The following is a 17330-nucleotide window of genomic DNA, read 5'->3' as shown; positions in this document are numbered from 1 at the left end:
ATAGGTACTAATAGGTCGAGGGCTTGACCAATAACCAACAACTCTATTATCCAGTTTTGAGAGAACAAACAAAAAGAGTTAAGAATTAAGAGTTAAAAGTTAAGAGTTATTAAAATAAAAAACTCTTAACTCTAAACTATTAACTCTTAACTGTCACGAAGTGACTAAGTCCGGTGACTATAGCGAAGGGGATACACCTGTTCCCATACCGAACACAGAAGTTAAGCCCTTCAGCGCCGATGGTACTTGGTGGGAGACCGCCTGGGAGAGTAGGTCGTTGCCGGTTATAAAAATCCTCTGAGGAATTTAAAAATTCTTCAGAGGATTTTGTTTTTTTTGTTAAAAAAGATTATTGAAAATAATGATTTTCATCAGTTTTAAAAATAGTGGTATTTAAAACACTACTATTGATTTTTTTTGTTTAATTTAAAAGGATTTGGTGTATGAACAGTTATAATTTTTACTAATTTGTTTGTGTAATTTACCCAATTATGAGGATAAGTTGAATGAAAGTATGCACTATCTCCTGGGTATAAATCATATCGTTGGTGATTAATAAAAAGGGTTAGTATTCCTTCTAACACATAGATAAATTCTTCTCCTTCGTGTTGATATTCGTTAATATTTTCTTCAATGGTCATAGGTAATATTTCAATTAGTCTAGGCAATATTTGTGCATTTTCGATATCGTTAGAAAGATGGTATTGAATAAATTGATCAGATTTGACTTGAAATACAGTCTGTTCATAACTTCGAATAATATGACTTTTATTTTTTTTACCATGAAAATCAAAAAAATAAGAAAGATTTACTTCTAATGCTTTTGCAATTTTTTCTAATGAATCAATTGCAATTGTAGTCAAACCTCTTTCTAGTTGAGATAAAAATCCTGTTGACAAATTTGTCATATTACTTAAATCTTTTAATGTTAGCTTTTTATTTGTTCTTAATTGTTTTATTTTTTTTCCTATACTTATATTTGTGCTCATTTTGCTTTTTTTCTCTCCTTCAACATAAGTTTTATTTGTAGATATATCAAAGACTTTATATAGAAATAAGTATATATTTCAATATTGATAAAAAATATTTATTATAAAAAGTTAAGGTCATGAAATAAGTTATATTATAATGAATATTTTTATTATATAGTTAGTTTTAAAACTTTATTATTTATAAATATGAATTTAGTATTTTTATACATATAAAATAAATATTTATTTGTAAGTGTTAGAAAATTGATTTGTGCTTTAACATAAGTATATAATTTTTTATATTTTTATGTCCATAGTTTTTTATTTTTTTAAAAATTTATATATATGAACGAAAATTATATTCTATAAAATTTTTTAGTTGTTTGAAAAATTTATATATATAAATAAAAATTTATCTATCATAAAGAAATTTATTTTTTGAAAAATTTTTTCTAATAATTTTATTTATCTAAAATACTGATAAATACAAGAATTATTGCTAATTTAGATTTTATTTTTGATAATAATTTATCAATATATATTGACACATAAAACATAAAATAGTAAAATTTTACATAAAGATAATAAAAATAGAATTGAGACTAAATACTGCTAAAACTAGATTTAATTCATTATACATAAAAAAAGTTTATAATTATGAATAGAAAATAACAGTTGTTATTTTTAGAAGAATATATAAATGTAAACAAATACATCAAGTGTTAAAACAGATGAGAGATCAAAAAAAGTAATGATTCTGTATGTATAACAAAATGAGTAAATTTTTAGTATTCGGTATAAGGAGGTTTAAAAAATGGAAGGTGTTATTATAAATATTCAAAGGTATTCAATTCATGATGGACCCGGTATTCGAACAACAGTATTTTTTAAAGGTTGTCCTTTGCATTGTTGGTGGTGTCATAATCCAGAAAGTCAAAATTTTAAACAAGATATTATGTACTTTGAAAATAGATGTCAGAAATGCGGTTTTTGTGTGAAGAATTGTCCTAAAGGAGCACTTTTTATAAAAGATGATCGAGTACTTAGAGATGAAGAAAAATGTATTTTTTGCGGAAAATGTGAAAACTTTTGTCCTGTAAATGCATTAGAAATAGTAGGACGTACTATATTGGAGCAAGAATTATTGAATGAAATTCAAAAAGACAGAATGTTTTATGAGGAATCTGGAGGAGGAGTGACATTTTCGGGTGGAGAAGTGTTGTATCAAATTGATTTTTTAGAGAAAATGATTGACAAGTGCAAAATGAATGCCATTCATGTATCCGTTGATACGTGTGGGTATGGAGATTGGAAAAGACTAGAGAGAATTGCATCTAAAACGGATTTATTTTTATATGATTTGAAAGTAATGAATGATGAAAAACATAAAAAATATACAGGTGTTTCTAATAAAACGATACTAGAAAATTTAAAGAAGCTTTCCAGCATACATCCGAATATATGGATTAGAGTTCCTTTAATAGAAGGTGTTAATTGTGATGAAGAAAATATTCAATCAATGATTGATTTTCTTAAACCATTAAATATACAACAGGTAAATTTACTTCCTTATCACAATACAGGAATGGATAAATATACAAGATTGAATAGAGAGTATAAAGCGGTTTCTTTTGGGATACCGTCTGATGAAAGAATGAATCAAATAAAAGCTTCTTTTGAAGCATATGGAATTTATACAAAGATAGGAGGATGATTTTTATGGAACAAAGAGGAATGAATGAAAGGATTCAAAAATTAAGAAAGCAAAGTGTATCGGCTCAACCTTATATTTCAATGGAAAGAGCACAACTGGTAACTGAAGTGTATCAAAAATATGAAGGGAAAGTATCAACGCCTATTTTACGTGCACTTACTTTCAAACACATTATGGAAAACAAAAAGCTTTGCATTAATGATGGAGAATTGATTGTGGGAGAAAGAGGAGAAGCACCTTGTGCAACACCTACGTATCCAGAACTTTGCTGTCATACTTTAGAAGACCTTGAAGTTATGCACAAGAGAGAAAAAATTTCGTTTAAAGTAGATGAAGAAGCAAGAAAAATTCAAGAAAAGGAAATTATTCCTTACTGGAGAGGTCGCTCTATGAGGGATAAGATTTTCAAAGAAATGACACAAGAATGGAAAGACTGTTATGAAGCAGGTATTTTTACAGAATTTATGGAGCAAAGAGGTCCGGGACATACAGTAGCTGATGATAAAATTTATAAGCAAGGATTTGCAGATCTTAAGAAAAAAATTCGAGATAGAATTGCTCAATTAGATTTTTTAAATGATCCAGATGCGTTGGATAAAAAAGATGAATTAGAAGCAATGTTAATTTGTGCAGATGCTATTATTACATTAGGAAAACGTTATTCGAAACTTGCTGCTGAAATGGCAGAAAAAGAGCAAGATTCAAAACGAAAAGAAGAACTACTTTTGATTTCAAAGATTTGTGATAAAGTGCCAGAACATAAACCAGAAACATTTCATGAAGCACTTCAAATGTATTGGTTTGTGCATATAGGAATTATTACTGAATTAAATATTTGGGATGCTTTTAATCCGGGAAGACTAGATCAACACTTATATCCTTTTTATCAGAAAGAAATAGAAAAGGGAACTCTTACACCTGATAGAGCAAAAGAATTGCTTGAATGTTTTTGGGTTAAGTTCAACAATCAACCAGCACCTCCAAAAGTAGGGATTACACTGCAAGAAAGTGCAACTTATACCGATTTTGCCAATATAAATATCGGTGGATTAAAAGCAGATGGTTCTGATGGTGTAAATGAACTTTCTTTTATGCTTTTAGATGTTATTCAAGAAATGAGATTGCTTCAACCAAGTTCTAATGTTCAAATTAGTATGAAAAATCCTGATCATTTTGTAGATCGTGCAATAGAAATTATTAAAACTGGTTTTGGTCAACCTTCTTTCTTTAATGCGGATGAAATTATTGAACAAATGGTTGCAGTAGGAAAAAGTTTTGAAGATGCAAGATGTGGAGGAGCTAGTGGTTGTGTAGAAGTTGGAGCATTTGGAAAAGAAGCTTATATTTTGACTGGGTATTTTTGCTTTCCGAAAGTGTTGGAAATTACACTTCATAATGGAGTAGATCCAAGAACAGGTAAAAAAATTGGATTAGAAACAGGAGATCCAAGAAATTTTACATCTTTTGAAGAGTTGATGGAAGCATTTAAAAAACAATTTAAACATTTTATTGATATTAAGATGAGAGGAAATCTTGTAATTGAAAAATTATATGCAAAATATATACCAGTTCCATTTATGTCTATTATTATCGATGATTGTATTACAAAAGCAGTCGATTATAATGCTGGTGGAGCAAGATATAATACCAACTATATTCAAGGGGTAGGAATAGGTACGATTACCGATTGTTTGGCAGCAATTAAAATGCACGTATATGATAAAAAGAATATTACAATGGCTGAATTAATGGATGCAATGGATAAAAATTTTGAAGGCAAAGAAGCTATTCGAAATATGCTTCTTAACAAGTCTCCGAAATATGGAAATGATGATGATTATGCTGATGATTTAATGAGAGAAGTATTTGATATATTCTATAATTCTGTAAATGGGAGAAAGAGTGTAAGAGGTGGAATTTATCGAATTGAAATGCTTCCAACAACTTCCCATGTTTACTTTGGTTCAATTATGAAAGCATCAGCAAATGGAAGAAAAGAAGGAGAACCATTATCAGAAGGTATTTCACCAACACAAGGAGCAGACACTAATGGTCCTACAGCAGTTATTCGTTCTGCAGCAAAAATGGATCATCCAAGAGCTGGAGGAACACTATTAAATCTAAAATTTCCTCCAAATGTATTAGAAGGGAAAGAAGGAACTAAAAATCTTCGTCATTTAATAAGGACCTATTTTAAGATGGGTGGACATCATGTACAGTTTAATGTTGTAGATAGTAAAACATTATTGGATGCACAAAAAAATCCTGAAAAATATAATGATTTAATTGTCCGAGTTGCAGGATATAGTGATTACTTTAATAATTTAAATAAAGGTCTCCAAGATGAAATTATTAAAAGAACGGAACAAAGTTTTTGTTAATTAAAACTGGGGATTTATAAAGTCCTCAGTTTTTTTAAATAGAGTAAATATTAAATTAATATTTAAAAATTCAGATATATTTTTTAAAAAGATTAATCTTGATATATTATAATGATTATATGATGTAAACTGCTATTTAAATTGATAAAAAGATATACTAAATAGATGGAGGATTTTTATGTTTAAAAGCTGTGAGGAAGTTATTGATTTTATTTATAGTTCTTATATGAATAAAAAAGATAAAATAGATAAAAATTTAAATGATAAATTTACAAGAAATCCTTATTTTACAAGAAAGTTGATTGATGAGCTAGGAGAGATTGATAAATTTCAGAGAAATATATTAGTTACAGGAAGCAAGGGAAAAGGTTCTATTTGTAGGATAACAGCTAAAATTTTAGAAAAACATGGATTAAAAGTAGGTGTCTATACTAGTCCACACTTAACAAAATATAATGAAAGAATAAAAATAAATGATAAATCTATATCAGATGAAGAATTGATTAAGTATGCAAATATAATAGAACCTTTAGCCTTAGAAATTGAAAAAAATGCAGGTGAAAGTCAATATTTTGGACCTGTTGGAATAGGTGCTGCTATAGCACTAATGTATTTTAAAGATAATAATACAGATATAAATATATTGGAATGTGGAAGAGGTGCTAGATACGATGATGTAGCAGTGATTAATAGTGAGTATTCAGTTATAAATAAAGTATTTTTAGAGCATTATCCACAGTTAGGTAATACACTTGAGGAAGTTGCCTATAACAAGGCTGGTATAATTCATAAAAACCATAAAGCTGTATTTATTGCTGAGCAGTATGACAGTGTAAATAGAATTATTAATAATATTGCATATGAAAAAAGTGTTAAAGTTTATACTTACAATAGAGATTTTAAAGCTTTAAATATTGTTCAAGATAGTTTTGGAATAAAATTTGATATTAAAACAAAAAGACAATACTACAAAGATATTTATATACCTGTATATGGAGAGTTTAATGTTTATAATACATGTCTTGGTGTAAAACTATGTGAAGAAATATTGGGGAAAATTAATAAAAATAAACTTCAAATAGCTTTAAATTCATTAAGTTGGCAAGGATGTACGGAGATAGTAAAAAAAGCACCATTAGTTATTTTAGATGGTTGTATAAATAGAGAATGTGCTAAATATTTAAAAAAAATGATTGAAAATTTAAAAGTAGAAATGAAATATTTTATTATCGGAATACCTGATACAAAGGATTACAAGGGTGTAGTAGAAGAATTAAGAAAAATAGCTGATAAAATAATACTGACTAGACCAAAGAATACTCATCTAAAGTTTACAGATGAACAAAAATTATATTGTATAAAAGAAAATGATGTAGTCATAAAATATGAAGAAATTTTTAAAAAAGCAGTTATTGCTACTATAAAAAGTTTGAATAAAAATGATATATTATGTATAGTTGGTACACAAGCATTGATAGGTGAATCTAAAAAAATTTTTAGTGAGGGATATTTTAATGAATAGAAATCATGGATGGATAATTTATTCTAAAAAAAGTATAAGACCTGACCCAAAAGATAATGCATTTGATTGGATGATAGAAGAAGCAAAAAAGGCAGGATTAAATGTAGAGATTTTATTTGAAGAAGATATAGATTTGATTTGTGATAATGAAGGCTTAAAAATTTTATATCAAAATAAATTTAAAGATATTCCCACATTTGTTTTATTGAGAAGCTACTGCATTTCTATAGCAAAACAGCTTGAACTTTTGGGAGTCAGGACATATAATACTTCTACAGCATTATCTAATTCTCTAAATAAATGGTATACTCATCAATTATTAACTATTAAAAATATAAAAATGCCAAAGACATTATTTACTTCAAATAATAGTATTTCCTATGAAAAATTATCTAGACAATTAGGACGCAAAATAATTATTAAAGAAATACATGGTTCAAAAGGAGAAGGAGTTTTTTTAGCTGAAAGTAAAGAGGAGTTTGAATATATAATAAAAAATGTTAAGGAAAATATATTGTTTCAAGAATATATAGAAACTAGCTGTGGAAGAGATATAAGAGTTCATGTAATAGGAAATAGGGTTGTAGCTTCAGTTCTTAGAAAGTCAAATAAAGATTTTAGGTCTAATTATTCTCAAGGAGGTAGTGCATTTTCATATGATATAGATAGTTGTATAGAAAAAATAGCTGTGGAAAGTACTAAAGCTTTGGGGTTAGAAATAGCTGGAGTAGACTTATTGTTCGGAGAAGAAGAAATTTTAGTATGTGAAGTTAATGGAATACCTGGTTTTCGTACAATAAGTGCAACTTCTAAAATCAATATTCCTAGAGAAATATTTAATTATATAAAATCGACTTTATAAATATCAAAAAATTTTTAAATTACATGTTTATTTTCTAAAATTGAAGGTATATATATAATATAAAAATAATTTAAAGGAGTGATTAACAAAATTATAAGATTAAATAAAGTAATATTGAAAAAGATTTTTTAATAGAAGGAGGGTGAGACCACCAAAATATGAATAAATTAAATTCCGAGTAAAAGGCAGCTCTTATATAATATTAACAGGGGCTGTCTTTTACTTTGAACATATAATTTTAAAATTTAATACATTATATTTGTTTCAAGTGGTAAATTATAATAATATAATATTGTTAGATTATATAATTTTCGAAATGAAAAATATGAATTTTAAAATAAAAGGAGTAGTAAATTGGAAAGGTTAATTAATTTAGGAGTAAATGTAGTTAATATATCTATAAAAGAAGCTATTGCTCTTGGGCTTGGCAGAGTGGAAATTTCGCTCGGCAAAGAAAAAGAATATAAAGATAAATTGAGAAAGTTCATAGAAAACGTAAATGATGCTGAAATTCTTAAAATACCATATAGTATACATCTTCCAGTATACATTGAAGACTGGTATCCATATGATTATTTTTCAGCTTTTTTTATTGATGAAGATGAAAAGAAAAGGGAAATTTCTTTTAAATTATTAGAACATAATTTACAAAATTTAAAGAAGTATTCAGCAGATTATTATGTTTTACATTTTCCCGGAATATCTGCAAAATGGAGTAATACTAAAAAATTTAATGATACTTTAAAATATTCTTTAAATCAATTAAATACTATTGCAGAAAAGTACAAGGTAAAAATAAATCTTGAATATTTTGGTTCAAATAAAAACTTTTTTGATTATAATGATTGGATAAATACAATAAAAAATTATAAAAATCTTGGAATACTACTGGATACAGGCCATTTATATTTTGCATCTTTAATGAATAATTTTGATTTTACAAAGGCTTTAAAGGCTTTAGCAAGTAGTTCAGATGCCTTTCACATTTGGACTGTTATAGGAGATGGAGTATATAGCCAATCAAAATCTTATCAAAAATATCATCATATAGCTCCACATTTAGAACAATTAAAAAAGAATGGTTGGGCATTTGACACCAAAAAAGTAGTAGAAATTATTGCAAAAGAAAATAAGCCAGTAATAATAGAACCTTCTATAAAATATAAGGGGATAGATTATTTGATTAAAGGAATAAATAGTATAAAAAAATTTTTTACTGTATAGATGAAATGAGGATTAAAAATTTAAAAGACCATAAAAGAATAACTCTAAAATTTGCAAGTTAGAACTTGTAACTAATAGTAATTAATAATTGAATGGAGAGAATGGAAATGGAAAAAATAGTTACAGTAAAAGATTTATATTTTGGATATGATGAAAAATTAATATTGGAAAATATTAATTTAGACGTTTTTAAAGGTGATTATTTAGGCATAGTAGGACCTAATGGAGCAGCTAAAAGTACTTTAATTAAACTAATACTTGGTCTTTTAAAACCGCAAAAGGGAAAAATAAAACTTTTTGGACAAGATATAGAAAAATTTAAAGATTGGGGAAGGGTAGGGTATGTTGCTCAAAAAGCTACATCTTCATTTAATTCTAGTTTTCCGGCAACTGTTGAAGAAGTAGTTTCAGTAAATTTATATCCTAAGATAGGGCTTTTTAAATCTATAAAAAAAGTCCATATGGAAAAAGTTTATGATGTTTTAAAGATTGTTGGAATGGATAAGTTTGGAAAACGACTTATAGGAAATTTATCTGGTGGACAGCAGCAAAAAGTATTTATTGCAAGAACCTTAGTAAGTGAGCCAGAAATAATTTTTTTAGATGAACCTACTGTTGGGATAGATATAAATTCTCAATTAGAATTTTATGACCTTTTGGAAAGACTTAATAAAGAAATGAAAATTACAATAGTTATGATTTCTCATGATATTGGAGTTATTACAGAAAAGGTCAGTAGAGTAGCCTGCATGGGTAGTGGTAAATTAATAGTTCACAACAGCTGTTGTAATGTACCATTTAAAGATGTTTTGTCTAGATTTTATGGAGAAAAGATGAAATTGTTAATACATCATCATAACCATTAGAAGGAGTCTGAACAATTATGGAAATACTGCAATATGGATTTATGCAAAGAGCATTATTAGCTGGAGTTGTTGTTGGAATTTTATGTCCGTTGATAGGTATATTTATTGTACTTAGGAGAATGTCATTAATAGGAGATAGTCTTTCACATATTGCATTATCAGGTGTGGCAGCAGGTATATTGACGGGAGTATATCCATTGACGATGGCTTTAATATTTTCAATTTTTGCAGCTTTAGGAATTGAAAAACTGAGAAAAAATTATAGAGAATATGTTGAATTATCAATAGCTATAATACTATCAGCAGGTATTGGACTAGCAGTAGTTTTAATAAGTCTTTCAAAATCTTTAAATGTTGATTTGTTTGGATATTTATTTGGAAGTATAACTGCAGTAATGCCTGCAGATATATGGGTTATACTTGTTTTAGGGTTATTTATTATTTTAATTGTAAAGTTTTTGTATAAAGAATTATTTTATATATCATTTGATGAGATATCAGCAAAATTAGCAGGAGTACCTGTGAATTATATAAATTTACTTTTTATAGTTTTAGTAGCATCTACGATTACATTATCGATGAGAATAGTTGGGATACTTTTAGTATCATCTCTAATGATAATACCAGTTGCAACGAGTCTTCAGATTGCTAAGAGTTTTAAACATGTAATTTTTTATTCTATTGTATTTGCGGAAATTTCCGTAATATCAGGAATTATTATTTCTTTTTATTTAGAATTAGCTTCGGGAGGTACAATTGTAATTATTTCGGTACTGATACTTTTATTAGTTTTATTTATTAAAAAAATTAATAAAAATCGTTTAAAAAGAAAAGTTGAAAATGGATATAGTTAACCTTATACCTAAGTGGTATAAGGAATTTTTTTGTAACAAAGTAAAAAAAAATTCATATTATAATTATGAAAAATTAATTGTCAGCTTTGGCTAATTTTTATGAAAGGACGATGTGTTTTGAAAAAATACAATAAAGAAGATAAAATACTACTTTCAGAAGTATCTGTTGGTTCTAAAGTTAAAGTTGTAACTTTACATTCTAATGGTCTTTTAAGACGTAGAATGATGGATTTAGGTTTTATTCCAGATGGAATAGTTGAAGTAGTGAGAAAAAGTCCTCTAGGAGACCCTATAGCATATAAAATACAAGGAGCACAAATTGCTTTAAGAGAAGAAGAAGCTGAGCAAATAGAGGTAGAAATTTTAGATTAAAAATCAGTTAAGAGTTATAAAAGACAGTTAAAAATTAGGGAATTAAAGTTTTTTAAAGACTTTAAAAGATTGACCTGAAGATTTGTAACTTGCAATATGAAATTTTGAACTTAATAGGGGGGGTAAATATGGGGCTTACTTGTCAGTCCTGTGGCAGAAGAGGATTGAAGAAAAGGTTTAATATAAAGTGCAATGATGAATTTGTGATTGCATTGGCAGGAAATCCTAATGTAGGGAAAAGTACAGTTTTTAATGCACTGACAGGATTAAAGCAGCATACAGGAAATTGGCCGGGTAAAACAGTAGTAAATACAAGAGGCCATTTTTATTTTAAGAATAAAAAATTTGTATTGATGGATTTACCGGGAACATATTCTTTATTAGCTAATTCTGTTGAAGAAGAAGTTGCAAGAGATTTCATATGCTTTGGAAAACCAGATGCAACTATAGTAGTTGCTGATGCAACATGTCTTGAAAGAAATTTGAATTTGGTGCTGCAAGTTATGGAACTTACAGATAATGTTATATTATGCATAAATTTAATTGATGAAGCAGAAAGAAAGGGAATTTTTATAGATATAAAGTATTTGGAAAAGGAATTAGGAGTTCCTGTTGTGGCTACGGTTGCAAGAGAAGGTAAGGGGCTTAATAATCTCATGGAACGAGTTTACAATGTAGCTTTAGGAATAGAAATACCTAATCCAAAGAAAGTTATATATTCACCGGATATAGAAAAAGCTGTTGAAAAAATTGCACCTAAAATAGATGAAATTTTAAAAGGTAAACTTAGTTCAAGATGGGTTGCGTTAAGGATTATAGATGGAGATAAAAGTATTTTAAATTCTATTAATGAGTATATTTATGGAAAAAAGACAATTGAGATTGTGGGAAGTAGGGATATACATGATTAATCAAAAGGTGGGTGAATATGAAAAGCTATTGCAAATTTTTCAAATTGCAGAAAATATGCAAGATAGTAGATTGAGTGATAGTATAATAAAAGATATATATTCAAATGCAAAAGCAATTGCAAAGAAAGTTGTAATACAAAAAAATCAAAATAGATTAGAGTTTGATAAAAAAGTAGATGATTTACTTACATCAAAAATTTTTGGATTTCCAATAATGTTATTAATGCTTGGAATAGTATTTTGGATTACTATTGTAGGAGCAAACTATCCATCAACTATTTTAGCTAAATTATTATTTGGAATAGAAGAAAGATTATCAATTTTTTTTATAGCTGTAAAAGTTCCAAATTGGCTACATGATATTTTGATTTTAGGAATGTATAGAACTCTTGCATGGGTAGTATCAGTAATGCTGCCTCCTATGGCAATATTTTTTCCGTTATTTACTCTATTAGAAGATTTAGGATACTTACCGAGAGTAGCTTTTAATCTTGATAAATTATTTAAAAAAGCAGGAGCACATGGAAAGCAGGCACTTACTATGTGTATGGGTTTTGGTTGTAATGCAGCAGGAGTTACTGCTTGTAGAATAATAGAATCTCCAAGAGAACGATTAATAGCAATACTTACTAATAATTTTGTTCCCTGTAATGGTAGATTTCCAACACTTATAGCATTAGCAACTATTTTTATTGGTAAAAATGTAGCTAGTAAATTTAGCAGTATATTGGCTGCATTATTTGTAAGCCTACTTGTAGTATTTGGAATAGCAATAACGCTTGTTATCTCAAAAATTTTGACGAAGACTATTTTAAAGGGTATACCATCTTCTTTTACTCTAGAACTGCCACCTTATAGAAAACCTCAAATAGGAAGGATTATATATACTTCATTTATTGATAGAACTATATTTGTATTATCTCGTGCGGTAGTTGTAGCAGCACCGGCAGGATTAATTATTTGGATTTTAGCAAATATAAAAATAGGAAATATAAATATTTTAAATCATATAGCTGCATTTATAGATCCTTTTGCTAGAGAAATAGGATTAGATGGATTTATATTGATGGCTTTTATAGTTGGACTGCCAGCAAATGAAATAGTAATTCCAATTATTATAATGAGTTATATGTCTCAGGGAGCAATGCTTGAACTTGATAGTCTTACAGAAATGAAAAAACTTTTTATTGAAAATGGATGGAATTGGTTAACTGCATTAAATGTCATGTTATTTTCGCTACTTCATTTTCCATGTGGAACTACTTTATGGACTATAAAAAAAGAAACTGGTAGTATAAAATGGTCTATATTAGCAGTATTAATACCTACTTTTACTGCTATAGCAGTATGTTTTATTGTAACTAAAACAGTTATGTTCTTAGGACTTGTTTAAGTTATAAAACTATTTACTATAAATTTAGTGATAATTTACAGTAGAAATAAATATTGAAATGAAAAAGTGTCAAAGACGCTTTTTTCTTTATATTTTTAAAAGATTTTAAAATATCGTCATTTTTCTTATTTATTGGACTCTACGTTTTATTCCAAATTTTAAATGCTTTTATTTTTAAATTCTGACTGATTTTCCCCTTTGTCAAGTAGTATATAAATGATTATGCTCATAATGATAAATAAAACTTCCATGTAATATCACCATCCCAAATGATTTACTTAAATAAATTATAACATGGAAGTTTATAAAAATTGTCATTGTAATATTAATGTAAAACAATTGTAAATTCTGTAAAAAATATATATGAACTAGTAATATTTTTTAGAAAAATAAATATAAATATAATATAAAGCTGGAGGCATACTCCAGCTTAAAAAGAAATTAATTCCTAATCACAACAAGTACCTAGAACTAAAAGAATTAATATTAAAAAGAGTAAAAACGCAATACAATCGTCATCAAAGAAACCACCATTAAATAATCCCATATATACACCTCCTTTAAGAGAAAGGAATGTTCTATCTATAATACAATACGCAGTTTTTAAAAGCTGCTATTAATCACAATTAGTGGAAAGAACTAACAAAATGAGAATTAAAAATAGTAGAAATGCCATACAGCAGTCATTATGACCACAACTCATATTTAAACCTCCTTTTAAAAAAATGATTTATTTGATATAAATTACTAATCACAGCAAGTACCTAGAACTAGAAGAATCAATATTAAGAATAATAGAAATGCCATGCAATCATCATCAAAGAAATTGCTGTTACAAAATCCCATACTGTCACCTCCTTAAGATGGCATTTTGAGAGAAGCTGTAGTATAACAAGTGAAGATATTTACATATGCTGGGATATTATCCCAGCATATGTATTATTTTTTTGTTTTAAAATATAAAAGCTTTAAAATTAGCAGTGATCACAACAAGTACCTAGAACTAGAAGAATTAATATTAGAAAGAGTAAAAACGCAATACAATCATCATCAAAGAAACCGTTAAATAGTGACATATATATACCTCCTTGTATAATATACAGGCACAATTTTTATGCCTTAGTTAGTAATATAATATTCAAATTGGAATATACTGTGACAATAAAATAATTTAATCTTCAGCACCTAGAATAAGTAGTATTAAGATTAAAAATAGTATAAAAGCGTCTTTTTTAGTATATGACGCCATTTTTACACCTCCTTGGAGTAAGTCCAGATATACTTCTCACTACTATATTATTCAGTAGAATATAAAGCGGTGATTAATAAAAAAATAAAAGCTGGGACTGAGCCCAGCTAGAATTTCCATATTACCAATCATTACATAAACATAGGAACAAAAAAGCTATAATAATAAAGAAAATAAAATTGTCGTCATCGAAAAATCCACCACCACATCTACCCATTACGTCACCTCCTTGGGTGAAAATTAAAACTGTTGGTCACTATCATAATATTTACAAATGTACAAATTGTTACAGTTTAAATTGTATTTAGATATTTATATGGGTATGGTGGAAAATTTAATAATGTCTGTTACAGCAGCAGAAAAGAACTATTAACCAAGGAATCCAATCTTCCCAGTCATCAAATATATCATCAAAGTCGCAGCAGCAGAAAAAGATTACTATCCAAGGAAGCCAACGGCTAAAATCGTTTCTATAGCAATCCATATAAAATAACCTCCTTAATATAGAAATTAAGCTCTTTGGCTTAATACTATATTATTTTTGAGGTGATAAAATTGTGACAAGTTCAAATTATATAAAAAATCCCCTGTTTTAAAAACAGGGGATTATATTTATTGTAATAATTGTTCAAGTCTTTTTTTATCAAAGCCAACTATTATTTCATCATCAACGAATATTGTAGGAACACCCATTATTCTTCTTTTAATCAGTTCTCTTCTAGCATCAGGGTCTTCATTGATATTTCGTTCTTCAAAATTTATTCCCTTTTGCAAAAGATACTCTTTTGCAGTATGGCAATGTGGTCAAGTATTACTTGTAAAAATAACCACCTTTCTCATTAGATTCACCTCCTTAGAGTTATTATTACCCTAAAAAAGATAAGCTAAAAAACTTTTTTAAAATTATAGACAAATATATAATGCAAAACTATTACGTTTTGTGCAAATTATAAAAATTCTTCATATACATTTTGAACCATAGATAATTTAAAGACATATTATTAATAACATAGGAGGTGAGAAGGTTAATATGGTTGATAAAGTAATTAAGAGATTTGGGCTCAAAATAAAAAAATATACTTTTTTAAACTTTGGGATATTAGTTGATACAGATGAAGGAAATTTTATTTTAAAAAAAATAAATCTTACTGAATCTAGAATTCTTTTTTTACATGGAGTAAAGGAATATTTAGCAAGACGAGGTTTTCCTTATACAGATAGGTATTTTTTAAGTAAAGGAAAGCCATATGTAAAATATAAAGATGATATATATGTAATGATAAAATTGATAAATGGAAAAAAATGTAGTTATTTTAATGATATAGAAATAAAAAAAGCTTCTAGGACATTAGGAAGATTTCACAATGCTTCAAAGGGATATACTGAGGGAAAAGAATTTCAGGAAAATTCTAATTTGGGAAAATGGCCTAAAATATTTTTAGACAGATGTGATGATTTTATTTATATAAAAAATTTAATAAACATGAAAACAAATAAAACCTATATAGATAAATTATTTTTAGAAAATGTTGAAAGAATATATAATATGTCAATGGAATGTGCAAAACAACTTCAAAAAAATAAATACTTTGAAGTTGTTGAAAATGAGGGAAAATATAATTTTTTATGCCATAATAATTATAATTTTAATAATGTCATTATAGATAATAATCATATATGTAATATTATAAATTTTGATTACTGTAAGTTTGAACTTAGATGCTTTGATTTAGCATCTTTTATAATGAGTAATATTATAAGGTTTAATTGGGATTTTGATAGGGCACTTAAAATATTAGAGTGGTATAATGATGTACGTTTGATTAGTAAAGATGAGCTTAAAATAATGGCATGTATATTTCAGTTTCCATATGAGTTTTGGAGACTAGCTAATTGTTATTATTATGAAAAATATATTTCATGTGATTTATATTATTATATAAATTTTAAAAGAGCAGTTAAGAACATAGATTTACAAAATAAGTTTTTAGAAAAATATTACAAAGAATTTATATAAAAAATTTGATAGACAATATAAAATTTAATTTTTTAATTCTGCATTTATAATAAATTCTAAAATGTCAAATCTTCTATTTTTGTGATATCCTAAGAAAACAGTATCATTAAAACCCCTTCTAGCTTTTTCATCTCTATAAATACTGAGAGCTTCAATACAATCTCCTATAATTGTTTTAGCAATTTGTTTTGCATGAAATTCATCTTTAATGTTAGAGCCTAATTTATAATTTGGTATTTCAGTAGAGATTTTTATATTTAATCCGTTCTTTACAGCAAGAGCTAAGGATATAGGCGGAACAGCTATACTTTTAAAACCTACAGTTTCTAAAAGTTTTTTTGATATTCCATGTGGGCCATGACTTGGAATTGCATAACCTATTTTATTAAAGATACCTAATTCAATATTAAATTGTTTTCTAAAAGCTAAAAGAACCTTAGATAAATTATTATTTCTATATAAATGAGGATAACAGTTTGTAAGAGCCATATCGACTTTATTTTTAGATATATCTATGATTATATCATTAATATTTGAAGATATATCTCCCTTCATATCACCATCTACAAATATAAAAGCAGAGGCTTTTTCCTTATAGGCAAAATATGCACCTATAGCTCTGGGGACATCAAGACCAAGAGGCTTATTAAAACATATAAGTTCTATTTTATCACTGCATATTTTTGAAAGCTTATTAAGAGTATTATCTGTAGAACCATTTAAGAGAATTAAGACTTTATCAGTTTTTGTTTTAAGGAGCATTTTTAAAGTACTTTCTATGCTATTTTCTTCATTTCTAACCGGAACTATAGTATAAATCAATTTATCACCTCATAAACTATTTTACTCATCTAATATTTTATATGTTACTATGCACTCATAACTTTGTAAAAACATACTATATAGTACATAGTATATATAAATTTTATGATTTATAATGACCTTTTATCAATTTAAAATTTAGAGTTAATGGGGATTGAAAGTTTTTAGATTT

Annotated in this window: 14 protein-coding genes, 1 rRNA gene and 1 pseudogene; 12 read left to right on the top strand and 4 right to left on the bottom strand. The window is 27.2% G+C overall.

What is annotated here, in order from left to right:
• Nucleotides 1–169 precede the first annotated feature (169 nt).
• Nucleotides 170–286: ribosomal RNA gene (gene rrf / locus BUA90_RS10990) — 5S ribosomal RNA — on the top strand.
• 118 nt (nucleotides 287–404) lie between these two features.
• Here the strand turns inward: rrf and BUA90_RS10985 are convergent.
• The gene (locus tag BUA90_RS10985) at nucleotides 405–989 is read right to left on the bottom strand and encodes a helix-turn-helix domain-containing protein (RefSeq protein ID WP_072968573.1); all 585 of its coding nucleotides are present in this window, start codon (nucleotides 987–989) and stop codon (nucleotides 405–407) included.
• 796 nt (nucleotides 990–1785) lie between these two features.
• On the opposite strand from BUA90_RS10985, the gene BUA90_RS10980 reads away from it, so the two are divergent.
• The 10 genes from BUA90_RS10980 to BUA90_RS10935 all read left to right on the top strand — a co-directional run bounded on the left by BUA90_RS10980 (nucleotide 1786) and on the right by BUA90_RS10935 (nucleotide 13070).
• Nucleotides 1786–2685 (top strand): trans-4-hydroxy-L-proline dehydratase activase, encoded by a 900-nt coding sequence (locus tag BUA90_RS10980; RefSeq protein WP_072968571.1) that lies wholly within the window; start codon nucleotides 1786–1788, stop codon nucleotides 2683–2685.
• Between the two features lie 5 nt (nucleotides 2686–2690).
• Nucleotides 2691–5066, top strand: a complete 2376-nt coding sequence (hypD, locus tag BUA90_RS10975) for a trans-4-hydroxy-L-proline dehydratase (protein ID WP_242945091.1) — start codon at nucleotides 2691–2693, stop codon at nucleotides 5064–5066.
• A gap of 178 nt (nucleotides 5067–5244) precedes the next feature.
• Nucleotides 5245–6588 (top strand): bifunctional folylpolyglutamate synthase/dihydrofolate synthase, encoded by a 1344-nt coding sequence (locus BUA90_RS10970; RefSeq protein ID WP_072968569.1) that lies wholly within the window; start codon nucleotides 5245–5247, stop codon nucleotides 6586–6588.
• Entirely contained in the window at nucleotides 6581–7450 is an 870-nt protein-coding gene (locus BUA90_RS10965) for an ATP-grasp domain-containing protein (RefSeq protein ID WP_072968567.1), read from the top strand. Before BUA90_RS10970 ends, BUA90_RS10965 begins: the two co-directional genes overlap by 8 nt.
• Nucleotides 7451–7804: 354 nt before the next feature.
• Nucleotides 7805–8674, top strand: coding sequence for a TIM barrel protein (locus BUA90_RS10960; protein ID WP_072968566.1), 870 nt, complete (start codon nucleotides 7805–7807; stop codon nucleotides 8672–8674).
• A gap of 107 nt (nucleotides 8675–8781) precedes the next feature.
• Nucleotides 8782–9540, top strand: a complete 759-nt coding sequence (locus BUA90_RS10955; protein WP_072968564.1) for a metal ABC transporter ATP-binding protein — start codon at nucleotides 8782–8784, stop codon at nucleotides 9538–9540.
• 17 nt (nucleotides 9541–9557) lie between these two features.
• The gene (locus BUA90_RS10950; RefSeq protein WP_072968562.1) at nucleotides 9558–10394 is read left to right on the top strand and encodes a metal ABC transporter permease; all 837 of its coding nucleotides are present in this window, start codon (nucleotides 9558–9560) and stop codon (nucleotides 10392–10394) included.
• A gap of 117 nt (nucleotides 10395–10511) precedes the next feature.
• On the top strand, nucleotides 10512–10766 hold the full coding sequence (locus BUA90_RS10945; protein WP_242945090.1) for a FeoA family protein: 255 nt from the start codon (nucleotides 10512–10514) through the stop codon (nucleotides 10764–10766).
• Between the two features lie 128 nt (nucleotides 10767–10894).
• On the top strand, nucleotides 10895–11677 hold the full coding sequence (locus BUA90_RS12760) for a FeoB small GTPase domain-containing protein (protein ID WP_072968551.1): 783 nt from the start codon (nucleotides 10895–10897) through the stop codon (nucleotides 11675–11677).
• Nucleotides 11628–13070: a nucleoside recognition domain-containing protein gene (locus tag BUA90_RS10935; protein WP_330390739.1), complete on the top strand. Its 1443-nt coding sequence runs from the start codon at nucleotides 11628–11630 to the stop codon at nucleotides 13068–13070. The genes BUA90_RS12760 and BUA90_RS10935 overlap by 50 nt, the downstream gene beginning before the upstream one ends.
• A 1583-nt stretch (nucleotides 13071–14653) precedes the next feature.
• Here the strand turns inward: BUA90_RS10935 and BUA90_RS12435 are convergent.
• On the bottom strand, nucleotides 14654–14803 hold the full coding sequence (locus BUA90_RS12435; RefSeq protein WP_159430028.1) for a hypothetical protein: 150 nt from the start codon (nucleotides 14801–14803) through the stop codon (nucleotides 14654–14656).
• 128 nt (nucleotides 14804–14931) lie between these two features.
• Nucleotides 14932–15111, bottom strand: a pseudogene (locus tag BUA90_RS10930) (glutaredoxin family protein); the annotation flags it as partial.
• 238 nt (nucleotides 15112–15349) lie between these two features.
• On the opposite strand from BUA90_RS10930, the gene BUA90_RS10925 reads away from it, so the two are divergent.
• Complete coding sequence (locus tag BUA90_RS10925; protein ID WP_072968547.1) at nucleotides 15350–16336, top strand: CotS family spore coat protein; 987 nt, start codon at nucleotides 15350–15352, stop codon at nucleotides 16334–16336.
• Nucleotides 16337–16360: 24 nt separating this feature from the next.
• On the opposite strand, the gene BUA90_RS10920 is transcribed toward BUA90_RS10925, so the two are convergent.
• The gene (locus tag BUA90_RS10920; RefSeq protein ID WP_072968545.1) at nucleotides 16361–17158 is read right to left on the bottom strand and encodes a glycosyltransferase family A protein; all 798 of its coding nucleotides are present in this window, start codon (nucleotides 17156–17158) and stop codon (nucleotides 16361–16363) included.
• Nucleotides 17159–17330: the final 172 nt, after the last annotated feature.

Source organism: Caminicella sporogenes DSM 14501 (assembly GCF_900142285.1).
In the GTDB taxonomy this organism is placed as follows: Bacteria; Bacillota; Clostridia; order Peptostreptococcales; family Caminicellaceae; genus Caminicella; species Caminicella sporogenes.
Note: the sequence above shows the minus strand (reverse complement) of the source record. Positions and strands in the feature narration are given on the sequence as shown.

Bases quoted from the DNA above. Each gene is read 5' to 3' on its own strand.
- BUA90_RS10970 (WP_072968569.1), top strand. From the start codon at position 5,245: ATGTTTAAAAGCTGTGAGGAAGTTATTGATTTTATTTATAGTTCTTAT.
- BUA90_RS10925 (WP_072968547.1), top strand. From the start codon at position 15,350: ATGGTTGATAAAGTAATTAAGAGATTTGGGCTCAAAATAAAAAAATAT.
- BUA90_RS10955 (WP_072968564.1), top strand. From the start codon at position 8,782: ATGGAAAAAATAGTTACAGTAAAAGATTTATATTTTGGATATGATGAA.
- BUA90_RS10950 (WP_072968562.1), top strand. From the start codon at position 9,558: ATGGAAATACTGCAATATGGATTTATGCAAAGAGCATTATTAGCTGGA.
- BUA90_RS10935 (WP_330390739.1), top strand. From the start codon at position 11,628: ATGGAAAAAAGACAATTGAGATTGTGGGAAGTAGGGATATACATGATT.
- BUA90_RS10985 (WP_072968573.1), bottom strand. From the start codon at position 989: ATGAGCACAAATATAAGTATAGGAAAAAAAATAAAACAATTAAGAACA.
- BUA90_RS12435 (WP_159430028.1), bottom strand. From the start codon at position 14,803: ATGGATTGCTATAGAAACGATTTTAGCCGTTGGCTTCCTTGGATAGTA.
- BUA90_RS10965 (WP_072968567.1), top strand. From the start codon at position 6,581: ATGAATAGAAATCATGGATGGATAATTTATTCTAAAAAAAGTATAAGA.
- hypD (WP_242945091.1), top strand. From the start codon at position 2,691: ATGGAACAAAGAGGAATGAATGAAAGGATTCAAAAATTAAGAAAGCAA.
- BUA90_RS12760 (WP_072968551.1), top strand. From the start codon at position 10,895: ATGGGGCTTACTTGTCAGTCCTGTGGCAGAAGAGGATTGAAGAAAAGG.
- BUA90_RS10980 (WP_072968571.1), top strand. From the start codon at position 1,786: ATGGAAGGTGTTATTATAAATATTCAAAGGTATTCAATTCATGATGGA.